We start from the raw sequence: 16,273 nt of genomic DNA on the forward strand, positions 1-16,273 counted from the left end.
CGATATATGGCGGCGGTCAGCGAGCCTGCGCCCAAGCCAGACCCTCCACTACCTCTTGCGGAGTCGGCGCCCGCCCCAGCGCGGCCTCGAACTCGCGCACGAAAGCCTCTATGACTTCGGGCTCGATGCGCTCGCCGCCGATTTTCAGCGTGCCATCGGCAATATCCGCAGGCGTCACCCCGTCGAAATCCATATCGAACGCCCGGCCATTCACCGAATTGAACAGTCCGGGCGGATCGATCACCACAGGCAGCAGCATGGCGTTGGCCTGCTCGCGGATTTCCAGATGCGTCGGCATCCGCCCACCGTTCTGCGCCTGGAACTGCTGCGCCCACCGTAGCAGGCCCTCTTGCAGTTTCGCCACCTGCTTGGCGCCGGCCTTCTTCTTGTCGTCGATGCCTGCGGCCACCATCAGATCATTGGTGATGGTGTTGATGGTGGAGATGGTCACCGCCGAGGATGGGTTGGTTTCGCCCTTCGTGATTTCGGCCTGCTTCTGGACGAACGCCTTGAAATCCGTGTCGCTCAGGCGATTGCGCCATTCCAGAGGGTCGCGCGCCGCGAAGCTGCGGGGGTCAGTGGCCGCCTCGCGGGTCAGTTCGACGAACAGTTCGGAATCGGTGTTCACCGGCTCACCGGCGCGAACCTTGGCCTGATAGGTGCGCAGGCTGGACATGCCTTCCTGGCCGATGGCCAGTTTCTGGTCGAGCGTCAGGCCGTCGATGTCGCCGCCTTGCTCGATCAGCGCGAATCCCGCACGTTGCGCCGCATCCTGGGCGGCTTTCTGCTGCGCGGCCATCTGCCCGGTCCAGAGCTGGTATTCCTGCAATGCTGCGGCGCGCTCGTCGGGGTCATCCATCTGGAGGATCTGCGTCACGGGATCGGGCCTTGGCTGCCGGGCGCCGGTTTCGCTCCAAGACGGCGCCGAGAACCCGCCCATCGGCATCTGCGTCCCACCAGCCTTCTTTTCCGCCCAGGACAGGAAATCCGCCACCGACATGCCGCGCAGGAACTCGTTGGCTCGCACCACGGCCGGGCCGACGATATCGGCAACGGATTCGGCCATGCCGGCGGTCAGAACCTTGAGCGCGCCGCCGGCGCCGAGGAAGTGTGCTGCGTAAAGCGTGCCATTGGTGATGGCCACGCCACCCCGGACAAGGATCTTTGCGTTCGCCTCTGTGAACGCCCGGATCGCGCGTTCCTGCTGGGCCGGATCAAGCCTGCCGTTCTCGGTCAGCCCAAGGTCGGGACGGTTGCGCATGAGCTGCGACCATGTGCCGGCGGTGAATTGGTATCGACCCGTGGCGGTCGAGTTCGGGTTCTTCGCCGAGTCGTTGCCCCCGCTTTCTGCGGCACGGATCGATGCATAGTAACCGTCGCTGATGCCGCCGGCCGCGTCCTGCGCCATGCTGCGCCCAATCTCACGCCCGCGCCGCCGCTTCGCCTCGGGCAAAAGCACGCCCTCAAGCCGGGCAACGTCGCCCGCGCTCATGCTGTCCCGATGGGCATTGAGATAATCGAGCGCCTGACGTGGATCGACGTTGGCAAGCCGGGCAACGATACCGCCGTGGATCGAGCCCTCGGCCTCTGCGATCTTCGCCGCCGTCTGTTCCGGCGACCAGCCATTGCGCGCGCCAGTTTCGCGAATCTCGTTGCGCGCGATGCTGAGCGAGCGGTCGATATGACCTGGGTCGATGACCGCATCGTCAATGGCCGACCTCACCCGCGCGTCGGCCTGCCCGTTCAGGTAGGTGATCCGCTCGCCGCCAGCGTGCCGGTCCACCGAGGTCAGCGCAGACTGGCGCCGGTTCTCCAGCGAAGACTGCACCATGTCCCGGGCTCGGGGCGACAGACCGCCCAGAATGTCGTCATAGCTCTTTTGCAGCGTCTCGGCCGCTTCCTTGCGCCGGGACAAGGCATCGCCGCCCTGGGCATAGAGATAGCCCGATCCGTCCTCGTAGAGCGTCTTGCGCACCAGGTCGGAATAGCGCGTATCCGCCGCCTTCGCGTCGGCCTCGTCCACATCCGCCTGCCACTGGTCGAACATCTGCCCGACATCTGCCAGGCCCTTGGCGACCTGCCCGAAACCGGACTGGCGCGCTGCCACGCCCACGGGTCGCTGCGCCTGCACCACCTCGCGGCGCTCATAGGTCGGAACCCTCATTGCCATCACGCATACCTCGGAGTTGCACGGTCACGCGCCCATTGGCTGTATTTCTCGCCCACCTTGGCGCCGGTCGACAGGATCGTGCTGGCTGCGCCCCAGCGCCCCTGCGACAAGGCATTGGCGCCCTCGGTGCGGCTGTTGGCCGCCATCTGGGAATAGTTGCCCGCCTGGTTGCGGAAGTTCTGCCGGATCGCGAAAGCGTCGTCCTCGATGGCGGCCTTGGTATCGTCCAGCAGTTCGATGGCCGAGGCCGAGCTGACATCGACGCCGTTCGCCGCCATCGCCACGCGCTGCTGCGCCAGCACGGCCGCCCCGGCCCGGCGCTTGCGCTCGGACTCATCCTCGCCCTGGCGCAGCGATTCCCGCGCGGCGGCTTCCTGCTGGCGCGCCGTGGCCTCGGCTGCGGCCTGCGCCGCCCTGCCCGACTGGATCGAGGAATAGGCGCCGACTACGCCGGAGCCGACGGAGAACAGCGATCCCAGGCTACTGAACAGGCCGCCTCCCCCGGACGAAGTGGCGGCGGTCAGTGCGGCGGTCAGCGGATCAAGGCACATCAGATCATCTCCATCTCGAAATGCAGGAAGCGATGCCCCTGCAACACCACCGTCTTTTCCGCGTCGAACCGGAAGCCGATCCAGCGGAGCCAGCGCCGCGCGACCAGGTTCTCCTCGGCCACCAAGTTCCAGAGCCGGCGGAAGTCCTGCCCCAGCCATTCCACCCCGACCCGCGACCCCGCGACGAACTCGCGACGCACCTGCGGCAAGTCCACGGCGCGCGTGGTCAGCGCCCAGGGAAAGCCGGTGTCGGACATGGCCGTCGCCGCCTTCACCCCGAAGATACAGACCAGATCGCCATCCATGTATGCTGCGCGGGACCGGCGCGACCCGGCAACCAGCCGCAGCAGATCGGCCCGCGCGTCGCCCGTCCCCATGCAGTCCAGCTCCAGGCGGTCTATGGGGCGCAGGCGCGGCAGCAGGGCGTCGATCACGTCGGCGGTGACGGGCGCGACCGTGACCGCCATGTCAGTTCCTGCCGATGCTGAGTTCGACCGAGATGGCAAGCACCGTCATGGGCAGCGGGTAATCCTGCCGCAGGGCCACCGTGCCGTCCCGGTTCCATTGCGCCGGCACGGTCAGCTCGTGCATGCCTGTCCAGAGCGGGATTTCTTCGGCCAGATCGCCGCCCGTCTGCACCAGCTCGCTTTCGCGCCCGTCCTCTGTCACCACCTTTATGCCGCGCGTGTTCTCCATCTGGATGCGCACCGCACTGACGCTGTGCGGGCGGCCACGCGACGCGCCGACATCATCGAACTGGATGGCCGGTGGCAAGGTTTCTATCTCAGCCGTGAACGGCAGGCCGACATGCACCTTGCTGGCCGGGTGCGGCAACGTGACCGCGCCGCCCGTGACCGTCAGGCCGGTAATCACGTCCCCGTCGGCCAGGGCGACGACCTCGCGCCCCTCCAGGTGATCGAGCCCCGAAACCGTGGTGGCCGGCGCGCCGGCATAGGTGATGCCGCAATCGACGAAGAACGCATCCGCCGCGGTGGCGAAATCTCTGTCGTCGAACCGCTCGACATAGCGCCGCTGCTGGCCGTCGACTTCGCGCCGCACGATAAGATAGGTGGCGTCGTTCGCCCCCTCGGGCACGCAGGCCACGCTTTCCACCGCGCCGTCGATGTCCATGTCGGTCCAGCCCCAGACCTGATGCTCGCGCTTGTAGGTCAGCGCCAGCAGCCGTCCGTCGTCCAGCGCGACCCAGATAATGGACCAGGGGTTCTTGGCCATGGCCCAGCTGACGATGCGGCGACCCTTAAGGAAATGAGAGGCGAAGATGGTCAGGTCATTGCCGGAATAGCCGTCGCTTTCGTAGGTATAACGCAGATCGCGCACGCCCCGGCCGGAGCGGTCGACGAACAGCACCGTGTCGTCGGCCACCAGCGGCTTGACCGTCGCGCTGCCGATATAGCCGTGCTGGGTGACGATGGGATTCAGAGCATCGAAACCGCCGTCAGGCCCGGAAACGGAGAACTCGCCCGCACTGGTGAACACCAGCAGCTCGCGCAGCTGGAGCATGGCGCGGATGCGGTTCAGCTGCTCGCCTGCCATGTCGAACTCGGCCCGGTCGGAAGAGGTCATGTTCTGCGACCGGGTGAAGTTCAGGTAATCGCCGACTCGGGACAGCCAGACCGTCTCCGGTTGCTCGTCGCTCGCGCCGAAGGCCAGGCGCTGCTGGTAGATCGAGACGACGGAGGGATATTTTCCGGCCTCGTCGAAAAGGTCCGCCTGGATCGGCGGCGTTACCGTGGTATCGGGCGAGATATTATCGTCCCGGAAGTTGGTTCCGGTGGCAAATCCGATATAGCCTGGGACGCCATTCCGCAGCCGATAGACGCGATATTCTGTGGCGCCAGGGACGGCGGAATATGAAACGTCGTTGGATGCCCCCTCGATGCTAAGAAGCTGCGCTGCGGTCGTCGCTTCCGCCGCAGAGGGGAAGCTTTCGACGCCGCCCACCACCGCCGTCACGCGATAGCGATAGGTTTCGCCGCCGCTGTTGCGCGGCGTCACGCTGCTGATCGTCGGCGCCGCCACGGTCGGATTGATCGGCACCGTTGCGATGCTCCAATCCGTCTCGCCGTTGCGCATGATGCGGCGCGGGGCCACCTCTCGGTGGGCGGCAAAGATCACGTCGACGGATTGCACGGCATCCAGCGCCTGCGCCTGTGTCGCCGTCCATGGCGTGGCGATGGTGTAATCCACGCCGCCGGACTGGAGCCGCGCGCCGTTCTTCACGAACCCCATCTCGTTCTGGCCCATGATCAGGATCGAGGCGTCGTCGGCTTCCCGCACGAAGGGCAGAAGCCGGTGGCGATGCGCGCTGTCCATGACCTCGCAGACGAACCGCAGGCCCGGCCGGTTGCTGACGCCGCCGTGGGCGTGGACGAATACGTTGCGGCCCTTGCGCAACGCTGTGTCGTAGCGCGCCAGGTCGATGCGGCCCCAGAGCGCCGGACCAAGGACGCCAGAGGCGAAGGAGGGCTGGATGCGGGCGGCCGGCATCAGAAGCCCCTCACGCGCAACTGCATGGGATAGAAGGTCTGTTCGGTCGCGGGCCGGCTGTTGAAATCGGCAACCATGGCCTGGTCGAGCAACTCTGTCGCCTCGCGCTTGGCACCTGTCACCTTCGCCGCGTCCCTCGTGATCGGCATCGCGATTGCGGCGGCCAGGTGGGCGGCCAGCGTGTCGGCAAAACCTGCGGAAAACACCGTCGGGTCCGTCTCGTCGCGCGTGTATTCGATCACGGCCCCCGGCACGTCGGAATAGATCGAATCCGCCGTCACCTCGCGCAGCGTGTCGGGCGACTGGCCCATCTGCATCGCCATGCGCGCCGCGGTGACATCGTTAACCCAGCGGATCGCCGCCATGTGTCCGGGCCGGGCATAGCGATAGGACCACGCGCCGGCCCGGTCGTTCAGCGTCTCCTCGACCAGCTTTTCGCGGCGCGAGGCAAAGACCCAGGGCCAGCGTTCCAGCAGCGACCGGCGGATGCGGTCATAGTGCAGCTTGCACTGCACCGCCTCGGGCGAGGTTTCCTCGAATGCCGTGATGGTCCTGGACCCCAGGTATGTGGTCAGCGCGACATTGCAAATGGCGATGGCAGATTGCATCGGGTGCTCCGGTTATCGCGGGTCGATCCACAGCCCCGCCGCCTGGAGGGCGATCACGGCGGCGGCATAGTTCATGGCGAGGATGATGAGCATGGCGGCCTCCAGGAAAGCCCGGCCCCACTACAGGACCGGGCGGACAATCAGTCGGCGTTCAGCCTCTCGGTGACGCGCTCGATCATCGTCTCGCGCTTCATCGCGTGGTGGGGCTTCTCGCCCATGACCATTTCGTAATGCGCGCGCAGCTCGTCGTCGGACATGTCGGCCATATCCTTGGCCTCGCTCGCCGGCTCGGGCGATTGGCCCGTGGACTCGAACACCTCGGCCTCGGTCGCCTCGCGCATCCAGCGTTCGGAGAACAGGCCCGCCTCGATGCGAAACGGGCCGTCCTCGGGGGCGTGCCAAAGCCGGTCGGGCGACTGCCCCCGCGACTTGGCCACGACCCACATCTTGCGCTCATCAGCCATTGGTCTGGAGCCCCGCAGCGATGCCAGCCGTGATCTTGCCCGCAGTGGGCGTGCCGACCACGACGTAGTTCAGCCGCATGTAGCGCTGATCCGCGCCGAACGGGATGACGGGGATCGGAAACTTGAACCCAGCCTTGAGCTGCGCCACCGGGATGGCGGGCGAGGCCGCAACCACCTTCGGGCTGGCGAAACTGTTGGCCGCCGCGACCTGCACCTGCACCGTGACGCTGGTGCCGTCGGCGAAGTCCTCGACCACCTGCACCAGCAGGGGGATATCGTAGTTGCCGCCGATGTCGCGGGTCAGCTTTACCGGGGACAGCACGGGCTGCGCTGTATCGCCCAGGTCGATGTGGTTCGTCGAGACGGCCGTGGCGGTCAGGGCCTGCGCGTCCGAGAACAGGTTTTGTGCGTCGAGATGCATGGCATCCTCCTGTCGAAATGATGGTGACGCCCGGCCCTGCGCGGGCCGGGCCTGTTCTTAGCTCGGGAAGGTGATTGCCGCTTCGGCGTTGCTGATCGCGTCCAGTCGGCGCACCGGCATGTCGCCCCACATGGTGACGCGCTCGCCCGCGACTTCCTCGACGCGCAGCTGGACGTTCTTCTTGTTCAGGGCCTGCTTGCGCAGGAACTTCGCCACGGTGCGGCCGACATAGATGACGGTCTTGCCCTCGACCAGGTTGCCCTTGCTGTCGATGCCGACGCGGCTGGCCGTGTCGATCATCTCCTCGGCGTCGATCATCAGATCCAGGAGGTCCGCGCCGGTCGCCGCGTCCTTGGTCAGCGCCGACACGTCGATGTTGCAGATCCGCGCGTTGCCACGCCAGTCGCCCACCGACAGGCCCATGTCCCATTTCAGGTGGTCGACCAGGGCGCGGAACTTGCCGCTGCCGTCCTGCGCATCCCAGAGCTGTGCGCCCATGTCCTTGTGCGACAGACCCGCCGCCGAGCCCTTGGGATACAGCAACGTGGTGGCGCGAGGCCCCCAGGTCACGAACCAGATCGAAGTGTTGTCGGAACCCGTGCCGCCGGCATTGATCAGCTGGCGGCCAGAAGCCACGGCGGGATCGTCGTATCGCACGTCCAGACCCATGAACCCGTCGGGAGTCACCGCGGTCGAGCCATAGATCATGTTGCGGGCCATGAACTGGTTGAAGCCTTCGATATGGCCCGACATCTCGGAGGCACGGAAAGCCGCCTCGTTGCCGTTCAGCCTGGCCAGCGCCTCGTCCACGACCGAGAACTCCTCGACCATGCCGGTGGTGTCCACGACCTTGGCGGTGGTGGTCTTGCCCTGCTTGACGCCCGCGTTATAGCGGCGGAACGCCGGTTCGGGGATGCCCGTGCGGATGACGTGCTGGTGCTTGGTGCCGTCGTTGCACTCGGTGAACACCGCATCCTTGAGGATAGGGTTCGATTTCTCGGCAAGCTCGATGATGTTGGCGATCTTGCCGTCCGGGTCGGTGCGCGACAGAATATCGACAAGGCCCGGATTCTTCACGTTCAGCTCGGCCATGGGTTAGTCCTTTCCGTTGCCGTTGCCATAGAGTGCGTCGGCGAAACTGCGACGCGTCGAAGTGCCTGTCTGTCCGGTGACGACGGCGGTATCCGCCACCATCTGCCCCACCTTCCAGAAGGCGCGCACAACGTCCGGGTGGCTTCCCAGCCCCGTTTCGTCGAGCATCTTGCGGAGTTCGGGCGATCCGACCGCCTCCAGGCCCTTCACGGCCGTGGCGACATTGGCGTCGTATTTCTCGCCTCCGAACTCAGCATCCTTGCGCAGGTCGCCGGCCCAGGCATCCAGCTGGGCATTTCGCTGCTCCAGCATCTGTTTCTGGGCATCTCCCGCGACACGCGCCTGCCGCATCGCCGCTTCGGTCAGTGCCTCGCGCGCCGTGGCGTTCGGATTGGCCTTGAGCCAGGCGTCCATGTCGCCAGCGAAAGCGTCGAAATCGGCCTGGAATGCCTCGGCCCCTTCCGGCGCGGCAAGCGCAAAGGCTTCCGCATCGCCCCCTTCCGCCGCCTCGGCGGCTTTTCCGTCAGCGCCCTTGTCTTGGGACGCCTCTGCCGCCGTCTTGGCCTGATCGGCCGGCGCGGTCACATTGGCGTCTGCCCCTTCGGCGGTGGCCTGCGCGGCGGCTTCGGTGGCATCGGTCGAGGCATTGGCTTCCTCACTCATCAGCTTGTTCCTTTTCGGCTTGCTGTTCTGCGGCGAGATGGATCCGGTCCATCATCTCGGCGTGTTCGATCTGCATGGCGGCGAAAGTGCGCACGTCGTGCGGGAAGATGCGGTCGTTCAGGATCATCAGGCCGACCTCGCGCTGGCCGGCCCGCAGGCCGTCCAGGTCGGTGCCGAGGTGCGTCTGCGCGAACAGGTGGCAGCGTTCGAGGATCGACCACATCACCAGCCGCCCCTCGCGGGTGCGCAGCACGGCGTCCCACGCCTGCCGGACCTCCAGCGCCCGGCGCTCCGCGATGATTTCCGCGATCCGCTCGGTCATAGCGCCGCCCCCCGTTGCAGGGCGTCGATGCCGTTCAGGTTGGCCTCGCTGAGCAGCTTGGCTGCGCCCGCCATCGGTTCTGCCGCCTCCATGGCCTGCGCCTGCGCGGCGGCGCGCGCCTTGGCCTCGCGGACCTCGCGCAGCTCGTCGGGCGACAGCAGGATGCCGGGCGGGCCGCCAACCTGGTCCGCGAACTCGCGCATCATCTGCTCGCCGTCGATCATGTCGATCACGTCGGGCTTGATCTGCGCCAGCGTGCCGGCGAATCCGATGGTCCGTTCGATCGCACCGATACCGATGGCTTTCTGCGCCTGGGCGAGGAGCGAGATGTATTCGACCTTGATCGGCTGGCCCACGATACCCTCGGGCGCCTCGGGCAGGATATCGGCGTCCTGCATGTAGGCGAATGTCGCCTCGATCAGCGGTTGCAGAAGCTCATGGTCCAGGCTTTCCAGAACCGGACCCAGGGCCATCAGCTTTTCCTCGTGCCGCTCGGCAATCTCGCGCGCGGTGATCTGGCTGCGCCCATCCAGCGCCAGCGCGGTCATCTGAAACAGATCCTTGTAGAACGCGACCTCGACCCGGCGTTGCGTTTCCTGGATGTCGAGCAGTAGGCCCTGGATGTCCGGCCTGACCTCATAGGCCGGCTTGATGCCGCCGGTGGAAAGATCGGTCGTCGCCATGGCCGTGAATCCGCCCGGCACGTTCTTGAAGAACATCGCGCCCTGCGTCGGCCCGCCGATCAGCGGCGGGTTGTGCATCTTCTGGATCGCGATGGCCTTCTGTTCCTGCGACACCTGCAACGAGCGGGCATCGCCGAGGGCGACCATGCCGGGAGACGACGCCGACCAAGCCTCGCCCTCAACCTGTTCCCAGCGCGGCGCCAGAAGCGGCTTGACGCGGTGCCCGCCGATCTGGAGGAACTGCCCGCTGGGGGAATCCTTCTCCCAATAGATCGAGGCCCAAGCCCTGCCGCTGGCCTGCATGGCCTTCGGATCGCCGTCGGCGCGCTTGTCGATCATGTGGCAGATGGTGAAGGTCTGGTAGTATTCGCCCGAGTCCCAGGCGCGCCTGACAGGCTGCGACACGGCGTCCAGACCCCAGGTTTCGACGATGCCGCGCACCGGCATCTTGATTTCTCGGAAAAGCGCGACGACGCGTCCGTTGCCGTCCTCGCCCAGCCGGAATCGCCCGACTTGGAGGTTATGCCCGCGCACCACGTCCTCGAAATCCGGCACGATCAGGTTTGCCGCGGTGCCGTAAAGGCCGAGGTCTCCATAGGTCGTGTCGAGCATCCGGTAGATGTTCGACCCGCGCATGACCTCATACATCCGGCGCTGGACCTCGTGCAGCCAGTCCTTGACCTCGAACTCGGCCTCGTCGGCCGTCGAGCCGCGCAGGCCCAGGCGGAACCAGGGGCGCGACGGCGAGGTGACGCCCGACATCAGCCCGGCGCGCAGCGTGCGCAGGGCCATCTGGGCGGTATTGTCGAGGATGCGCTTGTTGATCGAGGAATCGCTGCGCCGCTCCGTCGCCTCGAACCGCCCGCGCGTCGGCTGGATCGCATCCCGCAACTCGCGGAAATGCGCCTGCCAATAGTCGAACTCCTGGTTCATCGCCTGCCGGCGATAATCCAGGGTCTTGCGCAGCTGCTGGTTGACGACGGCGGGCATGAACTATCAGCCCCCCAAGATCGATTTCTTGCCGTCGGGCGCATAGCTCTGCCCGGCGGTATTGGTCAGGATCGTGCCCTGTCGCCCGGACTTCGACCGCGGCCGCGACGCGGTGTTGAACACCGGCGCCTTGCTGGCCTGGTATTGCGTCGGTTCAGGAACGTCCGGTGCGGTGCACATGATGGCCTCTCGATTTCTTCGATGGCATCATGCGAGGCGGGCGGCAGGTGATATATGTTGGCCTGCGGACAAAAGACCACCCCGCTACGGGTGTGTCAGGCATGCCGCCTCCTGTCAGGGGGTGAGAAGGGTGCCGTCGAGGTAATACCAGTCACCCCAGGCGCCCCCCGTGTTGTTGTTGTGGCGCATGATCAGGCGGGGAGGCTGGTCGAACTGAATGCGCCATCCTACTTGGATGCAGACGTTGCCCACTTGGCGGATCGCGTCCACCACATACCCGTCGCCCCCCGGACCAGACGCGATGCGGACGCGCCGATGCCTGCCGACAATCGCATCCAGGTCAGTCACCGCCTCTGGGTTGATGTCGCCCGTATTGCCCCCAAAGCCGACCGTCATGGCGCGCGGATACGTCACCTGAGCCGATCCGGTGGTCTGCCCCTGTGTGACCGCATCCCCGCGCAGGGAGGTTGCAGTCACCTCTCCCAGCCGCGTCGGCGTCAGGATCGGCGCACCAGTCGTCGGGCGCGGCGGCGAGGCGATGCTCACCACCATCTCAGGCGAGCCATTGGGGCCAAAGCGATGCGCAGCTTGGGACGCGCGCGGGAACGTCCCACTCGGATGCACCATGCCCCAGCGTATCTGCACCTCGGTAGAGCCGGACGGCGGGTCCACATAGGTCATGGCCGACCGCGACCCATCGCCATAGGGCGTCAATTTTCCGTAGAAATCGGCCCGCACCCTGTTGCCCGCTACCGTCACCGCGCCGTAGCGCGGGCTGTTGCCGCATTGCTCCAGCCAGCCCGAGAAACTGAACCCGTCAGCGGTGCCTAAGAACAGGCAGGTCGCGGTGCCGCCGTAGTTGTTGTTGCCGTTGCCGGTGCCGTGGAATTTGGCATTGGTGATTTCGATGGCCGAACAGTTGCCGAACAGCGCCGGGATTACCGAAACGTTGGCGTAGCCGGTGCCCTCGCAACGCAAATTGGTGAACCCGACATTGTCGGTGCGAGACACGCCGGGCGCATGGACCAGCCGATCCACATGCAACTGCGGCGCGAGGGCCAGCAACGCGTTGGTCACATCGGACGCCGGGGCGTCAGCCACCGTGATGGTATCGCCAGAGTGGGCGATGACGGTGGTGGTCAGCGTCCCCAGATTGGTCATCGCCGCGCCGGGGAAGCGGGCGAACCCAAGCGTCACGAAGCGGCCGACCAGAGACTGCCCGACCGGCGCGGACAGCGTCCATGTCGTCCCGGATGTGGATGCGCGCAGGGCTTCGAAAGATCCTGTCTGATCCGTGACGTTGACGCTCGGGGCCTCTGCCAGCGTGATCTGCGTCGGGCTGTCCACGCTGGCGATTTCTGCCCAGAAATTCAGCCGCAGATCCCGGTCAACCTGGCCCGCTTGCGACAGGCAAAAGAGCTTTCCGACATGCTGCGCATCGAAAATCGCCTGGGTGGCGGTCACGACTGCGCCGACATTCGAAAACCGAACGGTAGCCGGCATATGCCCAAGCGTGCCGCCGAACTCGGTCGGCTGCCACCCGGTGTTGAACAGGTTAACATCGTCAAAATCGCTGTTGACGACATTCTCCATCATCAGGCTGATGTTGCGCAGGCCGCGCACGTGCAGACCGGCGATGCGCAGGTGCTGCATGTTGTAGAGCTTGACCGCGACCGGCTCGGTCCACGACCCAGACCCGACGATGGACCAGCCGCCCTCTATCGAGGATAGATAGGCATTCCCGCCGGATTGCTCCCATCGGAAAAACACCTCGGGGACGGGATAGGTGATGCCGTGATGCGCCCAATAGCCGCTGGTTCGCACGGAGGCGACGGCCTGCCAGTTCTTGATCCGAAACTCGGTGCTGTCGAACCTGAGCGAAAAGCGGTTTGCCCCATAGGTCGCTCCGTCCATGTCCCACAGAGTCTGACAGGCCGTCTCGCTGAACGCCTCTTTGCACACCGCGAGCCGCAGGCAGGGATAGATCGCGATGGACTGCCGGCCGCCGGATTGCGCCGACCAGAGCAGCATATCGTCATGCATCTGCTGGATTGCATCGCTAACCCGGACCTCATCTTGCCCGGCGATATCCCCCTCTAGCGCGGCCATCATGTCGTCGGGGTGCAGGTAATCCGTGAGATACCACCGCGCAAAATCCCGCCGCGCCTGCACCTGCTGCGCCTCCGTCGCCTTGGCGTCGGCGGCGGTGGCTTTGTTGTCGGCCGTGACTGCCTTGGCGTCTGCCGTCGCGGCGGCGCCGGCTGCGGCGGTTGCGACAGCCTGGGCCGATGCCGTCGCCACCTTGAGCGCGGCCGAATCCAGCGTGGCGAACTCGGGAACGACCTTGAGCAGAGTCACCGACACAGCGACGCCCGCGCCCCTGGCCCAGATGATTTCTGCCCCTTTGACCGGCCACATCATCGAACCGTTGAGCGAGTGTCCGCTGGCCACATCGCCGCGGGGCGGCTCGCCATCTGCGACGGCCAACTGGACCGCGCCATAGGCGTCGATCATCGCCATGGCCTCTCGGCCCTTTGCCTCGGCAATCTTCACCCAGCCGGTGGACAGGATGATGCGTTTCGTCGCGCTGGCCATCAGGTCACCGTCAAGTTGGTCGGGGTGGAGGCGCTGGCCCAGAGGTGCTGGGCGGCGACCAGGGGCAGATCGGTCTTGCCGGTGACGCGGTGCCCGGTCTGCGGCGGGATGTCGGGCGGGATGGATTTTGCGCCGACCGTGACGGCCAGGTTGAACGGCCCCGCGCCCTCGATCTTGACGACCTGGCCGTCAGCGCGCCCGCTGGCGATCCGCGTCCAGGAATTGCTCACCGTGAAATTCTGCGTCGTCGCCATGGCCCGCCCGTCGTTGGTCAGGCGCAGGATATGGGCGGCGCTGGGAGCGATATATGTTGGAGGGTCAGCCCCACACCGGGTGCCATTCCTCCTGCACCCTCGCCTCCTGCTGGCGCTGGATCGACCGGGCGACAACAGGATACGCAAACGTCAGCGCCAGCGCGTCAGCCTCGTCCGGGCTGGCCACGCCGCGCTTTTTCATGTCGGATTTCTTCTCCAGCTCAATCGCGTTCTGCACGTCGAAGCTGTAAAGCGGCCCGGTCAGGTCCATCTCCAGATCGCGGCTGTCCGGGATGCAGCCGCCCGAGCGCAGCCACTCGCGCATGGTGGCCCACATTTGCGCGCGCTTGTTCCTGCATTTCGGCACGCCCTCGATGGCGCGATCAGCCTTGCCGCCGAAGTTGACGCCGATCACGCTGTATCCCATCTGCCGGCAGCGGTCGATCACGCCGCCGCCCACGCCGCCCTCGTCGATGAACACGGCGTCCGGGTGCAGTCGGTCAATCTCGGCCATGACGCGGGCCGCGACCTGCATCGTGTCGGCGCCCTTCATGACGATGGGCGGCATGGTCTTGGCGTCCCTGCCCCGCCGCGCCCAGATGACGCTGCGGTCGTCGCCAAACCGCGCCACATCCACGCCCAGCACCAGCTCGTCGCCGATGGTCGGGTTCGGCTCACGCGCCATTGCCTCGCGCACCAGACCGCCGCCGATGAACTGCATGTCCGATTCGGCCTCGTAATCGCCTTCCCAGATGTGGCGATAGCGGGCTTCGTCTCCAGTCAGGTCGAGCAGCCGCTCCTCCTCCAACTCGGGGCCGCGGAAGGGGTTGTCGCGCCAGTTGGCCTCCACCACCGTGCGGCTGTCCTCGAAGCGCGGATCCTGGCGCATCATCACGTCGACCGGATCGGAGCGCAGGCGGGGGTTGTAGGTGAACCAGATCTGCGACCCCGGCTTGCGCAGCGTGGGGCGCAGCATGTCGAGTGGCCCCTGCCCCGCGGTCGCGGCCTCCTCCCACCACGCGATGTCGAAGCCCTCAAGCGACTTGATGTTCTCGGCGTTGAACTCGTTCATGCCGTTGAAGGCGATGATGCCGTTGCCGGGTGTCCTGATGATCCGATCCGATTCCACCGGCCTGATGGCATCCGCGACGCCGAGCCGCGCCGCAGTCTCGACCAGCAGCTTGAACACCGACTGGTCGAGGGATTTTTGCACGTCGCGCAGGCAGATCGACGAAAGGCCGGGCTCCGTCAGGTGGCGCACGATCATGTGCATGGCCCGGTCCCAGGATTTGCCCGACCCGCGCCCGCCCCAAGCGCACAGATACCGCCGCTTGGACTTCCAGAGCGGGGCAAAGACCTTGGGAGGGCGAACATCGAGGATCATGCGTCAGGATACCCGACATTGCGGCAGGATTGGATTACCTCGTCCACCAGCAGGATATTCTCGTCTATTTTTTGCTGACACCGACCGCGCGGAAATAAATCGGAAAGATCAGTCATGGAGGATCGCAGGTCTAGGGCGCGCCTCATCTTTTCGCGCGCCTCATCCGGGGACAGCATTCCCGCGCTGAGGCGCCGCAATAACGCCCTGCACCGAATGCGGGTGAGGATAATCATCACCGTGATCAGAGGCCATAGGATAATCATTCCTCGTCCCCCACAAATTTCACCTCGACGCGCTCGATCTGCACGCGGCCGTTGATGTCCAGATCCAGCTTGTCGCCGTATTTTTTCGGCTGGCGCTTGCCGGCCGTCCATTTCAGCGCGTCGATAGCCGCACGGGCTGCCTGAGGGTCCAGCTTGCCCGCCAGCACGCGGTCCACGATGTCGCCGATCTTGTCAGCGTCGGCGTCTGCTTGAGCTTCGCGCGCGCGCGCGTAATTGGCCTGGAAATCTGGGTCAGCAGCCAGCCACTTCATCACGGTCGTGTAACCCGGCATGCCCTTCTTGCGCAGATGCTGGAGTAGACTGGATCCGCTAGCGATGGCCTCGCAGATGCCGTCCTTGTGCTTGGCGATTTCATCGGCACTGTAGGCCATCACTTCCTCCCCGCCATCAAGAACCTCGCCCCGATTTCGGTCAGGATGAACCGCTTCCTGTCTTCATCGGACAAAAGCTCCAGAAGCGCCTTGTCGATAGCGACGTCGCCCGTCACGCTGAAACTCTGCCCCTCGACGCAGACCGAGAATACCTGGTCCTTGGATGCATCCGCTGCGGACTCCAAAGCGAGTTTCATGTCAAACACCCCCATCGTGCAGTTTCGCGATCTGCGCTGTGCATTTGTCGCAGATCCTCTGGTTTCGATCCATGTTGCTGGACACCCCGCACCGCATGCAGCGCCGCACGGGCCGCAGGACGCGCCCCGCATCGGGTTTCAGCACCCCGGCGTCGCGCATGAGCCGGGCTGCGGCGAGCGATCCGTATTTGTTCGAGATGCGGGCGCGCAGGCTGTTGTGCGTCACGCCGTGCATGCGAGCAGCCTCGGCATAGGTCGCGTCGGGTGTCGCGATGATCCACGCCTCGGCGTCGTCGATGGGTCCAGTCTTGTAGGGCGGCGCCATCATTTCCTCCGGCTTGCGATATGCCACAGGCCGCAGACGCGGCATCGGTAATGGCTGCTGGGCAGCCGGCGCTTGGTCGCGACCTTGTGCGCCATCTGCGCGGTCGCGAACGCCTCCTTGCCGGCGCAGGCCGCAGCGATCCACTCGGCCGCGATGCCGCTTTCGCCGAAAACATCCCGGACACGCTGGTTGGTCTGTCGGGCCATGTCGG

19 protein-coding genes are annotated in these 16,273 nt (G+C 65.7%); all 19 read right to left on the reverse strand.

All coding sequences use genetic code 11. The features are described from left to right. Positions 1-16: 16 nt before the first annotated feature. The gene (locus E3U25_RS14945; RefSeq protein WP_147304527.1) at positions 17-2,134 is read right to left on the reverse strand and encodes a lysozyme family protein; all 2,118 of its coding nucleotides are present in this window, start codon (positions 2,132-2,134) and stop codon (positions 17-19) included. A gap of 35 nt (positions 2,135-2,169) precedes the next feature. Continuing rightward, positions 2,170-2,721, reverse strand: coding sequence for a hypothetical protein (locus E3U25_RS14950; RefSeq protein WP_116222327.1), 552 nt, complete (start codon positions 2,719-2,721; stop codon positions 2,170-2,172). Beyond that, positions 2,721-3,188, reverse strand: coding sequence for a hypothetical protein (locus E3U25_RS14955; RefSeq protein ID WP_116222326.1), 468 nt, complete (start codon positions 3,186-3,188; stop codon positions 2,721-2,723). Before E3U25_RS14955 ends, E3U25_RS14950 begins: the two co-directional genes overlap by 1 nt. Position 3,189: 1 nt before the next feature. Further along, entirely contained in the window at positions 3,190-5,229 is a 2,040-nt protein-coding gene (locus E3U25_RS14960) for a phage tail protein (RefSeq protein ID WP_116222325.1), read from the reverse strand. Next, positions 5,229-5,837, reverse strand: coding sequence for a phage connector family protein (locus tag E3U25_RS14965; protein WP_116222324.1), 609 nt, complete (start codon positions 5,835-5,837; stop codon positions 5,229-5,231). Before E3U25_RS14965 ends, E3U25_RS14960 begins: the two co-directional genes overlap by 1 nt. A gap of 140 nt (positions 5,838-5,977) precedes the next feature. Continuing rightward, on the reverse strand, positions 5,978-6,301 hold the full coding sequence (locus E3U25_RS14970) for a hypothetical protein (RefSeq protein WP_116222323.1): 324 nt from the start codon (positions 6,299-6,301) through the stop codon (positions 5,978-5,980). Next, positions 6,294-6,722: a Bbp16 family capsid cement protein gene (locus E3U25_RS14975; protein ID WP_116222322.1), complete on the reverse strand. Its 429-nt coding sequence runs from the start codon at positions 6,720-6,722 to the stop codon at positions 6,294-6,296. The genes E3U25_RS14970 and E3U25_RS14975 overlap by 8 nt, the downstream gene beginning before the upstream one ends. A 57-nt stretch (positions 6,723-6,779) precedes the next feature. Beyond that, positions 6,780-7,814: a major capsid protein gene (locus E3U25_RS14980; RefSeq protein ID WP_116222321.1), complete on the reverse strand. Its 1,035-nt coding sequence runs from the start codon at positions 7,812-7,814 to the stop codon at positions 6,780-6,782. Between the two features lie 3 nt (positions 7,815-7,817). Next, positions 7,818-8,477 carry a hypothetical protein gene (locus E3U25_RS14985; RefSeq protein ID WP_116222320.1) on the reverse strand — a complete coding sequence of 220 codons (660 nt, stop codon included), beginning with the start codon at positions 8,475-8,477 and terminating at the stop codon, positions 7,818-7,820. Then, positions 8,470-8,799: a Bbp19 family protein gene (locus E3U25_RS14990; RefSeq protein WP_116222319.1), complete on the reverse strand. Its 330-nt coding sequence runs from the start codon at positions 8,797-8,799 to the stop codon at positions 8,470-8,472. Before E3U25_RS14990 ends, E3U25_RS14985 begins: the two co-directional genes overlap by 8 nt. Continuing rightward, entirely contained in the window at positions 8,796-10,472 is a 1,677-nt protein-coding gene (locus E3U25_RS14995) for a portal protein (protein WP_116222318.1), read from the reverse strand. The genes E3U25_RS14990 and E3U25_RS14995 overlap by 4 nt, the downstream gene beginning before the upstream one ends. Before the next feature lie 6 nt (positions 10,473-10,478). Beyond that, positions 10,479-10,652: a hypothetical protein gene (locus tag E3U25_RS15000; RefSeq protein ID WP_166435549.1), complete on the reverse strand. Its 174-nt coding sequence runs from the start codon at positions 10,650-10,652 to the stop codon at positions 10,479-10,481. Between the two features lie 114 nt (positions 10,653-10,766). After that, positions 10,767-13,247, reverse strand: a complete 2,481-nt coding sequence (locus tag E3U25_RS15005) for a hypothetical protein (protein WP_208861612.1) — start codon at positions 13,245-13,247, stop codon at positions 10,767-10,769. Continuing rightward, positions 13,247-13,501: a hypothetical protein gene (locus tag E3U25_RS15010; RefSeq protein ID WP_116222317.1), complete on the reverse strand. Its 255-nt coding sequence runs from the start codon at positions 13,499-13,501 to the stop codon at positions 13,247-13,249. Before E3U25_RS15010 ends, E3U25_RS15005 begins: the two co-directional genes overlap by 1 nt. 64 nt (positions 13,502-13,565) lie before the next feature. After that, a complete protein-coding gene (locus E3U25_RS15015) occupies positions 13,566-14,885 on the reverse strand; it encodes a phage terminase large subunit (RefSeq protein WP_116222316.1) in 1,320 nt (439 codons plus the stop codon). A 259-nt stretch (positions 14,886-15,144) separates the two neighbouring features. Further along, positions 15,145-15,540 carry a terminase small subunit-like protein gene (locus E3U25_RS15020; RefSeq protein WP_116222315.1) on the reverse strand — a complete coding sequence of 132 codons (396 nt, stop codon included), beginning with the start codon at positions 15,538-15,540 and terminating at the stop codon, positions 15,145-15,147. Continuing rightward, positions 15,540-15,737 carry a hypothetical protein gene (locus E3U25_RS15025; RefSeq protein WP_147304526.1) on the reverse strand — a complete coding sequence of 66 codons (198 nt, stop codon included), beginning with the start codon at positions 15,735-15,737 and terminating at the stop codon, positions 15,540-15,542. Before E3U25_RS15025 ends, E3U25_RS15020 begins: the two co-directional genes overlap by 1 nt. Position 15,738: 1 nt before the next feature. After that, positions 15,739-16,062 (reverse strand): hypothetical protein, encoded by a 324-nt coding sequence (locus tag E3U25_RS15030; RefSeq protein WP_147304525.1) that lies wholly within the window; start codon positions 16,060-16,062, stop codon positions 15,739-15,741. After that, a complete protein-coding gene (locus E3U25_RS15035; protein WP_147304524.1) occupies positions 16,062-16,268 on the reverse strand; it encodes a hypothetical protein in 207 nt (68 codons plus the stop codon). The genes E3U25_RS15030 and E3U25_RS15035 overlap by 1 nt, the downstream gene beginning before the upstream one ends. Positions 16,269-16,273 lie beyond the last annotated feature (5 nt).

Origin of the sequence: Paracoccus versutus, from assembly GCF_029909795.1 — a bacterium.
Classification (GTDB): Bacteria; Pseudomonadota; Alphaproteobacteria; order Rhodobacterales; family Rhodobacteraceae; genus Paracoccus; species Paracoccus versutus.

Coding starts and splice junctions, on each gene's coding strand:
- E3U25_RS14960 (WP_116222325.1), bottom strand. CDS start 5,229: ATGCCGGCCGCCCGCATCCAGCCCTCCTTCGCCTCTGGCGTCCTTGGT.
- E3U25_RS14975 (WP_116222322.1), bottom strand. CDS start 6,722: ATGCATCTCGACGCACAAAACCTGTTCTCGGACGCGCAGGCCCTGACC.
- E3U25_RS14970 (WP_116222323.1), bottom strand. CDS start 6,301: ATGGCTGATGAGCGCAAGATGTGGGTCGTGGCCAAGTCGCGGGGGCAG.
- E3U25_RS15010 (WP_116222317.1), bottom strand. CDS start 13,501: ATGGCGACGACGCAGAATTTCACGGTGAGCAATTCCTGGACGCGGATC.
- E3U25_RS15020 (WP_116222315.1), bottom strand. CDS start 15,540: ATGGCCTACAGTGCCGATGAAATCGCCAAGCACAAGGACGGCATCTGC.
- E3U25_RS15000 (WP_166435549.1), bottom strand. CDS start 10,652: ATGTGCACCGCACCGGACGTTCCTGAACCGACGCAATACCAGGCCAGC.
- E3U25_RS15035 (WP_147304524.1), bottom strand. CDS start 16,268: ATGGCCCGACAGACCAACCAGCGTGTCCGGGATGTTTTCGGCGAAAGC.
- E3U25_RS15005 (WP_208861612.1), bottom strand. CDS start 13,247: ATGGCCAGCGCGACGAAACGCATCATCCTGTCCACCGGCTGGGTGAAG.
- E3U25_RS15030 (WP_147304525.1), bottom strand. CDS start 16,062: ATGGCGCCGCCCTACAAGACTGGACCCATCGACGACGCCGAGGCGTGG.
- E3U25_RS14955 (WP_116222326.1), bottom strand. CDS start 3,188: ATGGCGGTCACGGTCGCGCCCGTCACCGCCGACGTGATCGACGCCCTG.
- E3U25_RS15025 (WP_147304526.1), bottom strand. CDS start 15,737: ATGAAACTCGCTTTGGAGTCCGCAGCGGATGCATCCAAGGACCAGGTA.
- E3U25_RS15015 (WP_116222316.1), bottom strand. CDS start 14,885: ATGATCCTCGATGTTCGCCCTCCCAAGGTCTTTGCCCCGCTCTGGAAG.
- E3U25_RS14980 (WP_116222321.1), bottom strand. CDS start 7,814: ATGGCCGAGCTGAACGTGAAGAATCCGGGCCTTGTCGATATTCTGTCG.
- E3U25_RS14985 (WP_116222320.1), bottom strand. CDS start 8,477: ATGAGTGAGGAAGCCAATGCCTCGACCGATGCCACCGAAGCCGCCGCG.
- E3U25_RS14950 (WP_116222327.1), bottom strand. CDS start 2,721: ATGTGCCTTGATCCGCTGACCGCCGCACTGACCGCCGCCACTTCGTCC.
- E3U25_RS14965 (WP_116222324.1), bottom strand. CDS start 5,837: ATGCAATCTGCCATCGCCATTTGCAATGTCGCGCTGACCACATACCTG.
- E3U25_RS14990 (WP_116222319.1), bottom strand. CDS start 8,799: ATGACCGAGCGGATCGCGGAAATCATCGCGGAGCGCCGGGCGCTGGAG.
- E3U25_RS14995 (WP_116222318.1), bottom strand. CDS start 10,472: ATGCCCGCCGTCGTCAACCAGCAGCTGCGCAAGACCCTGGATTATCGC.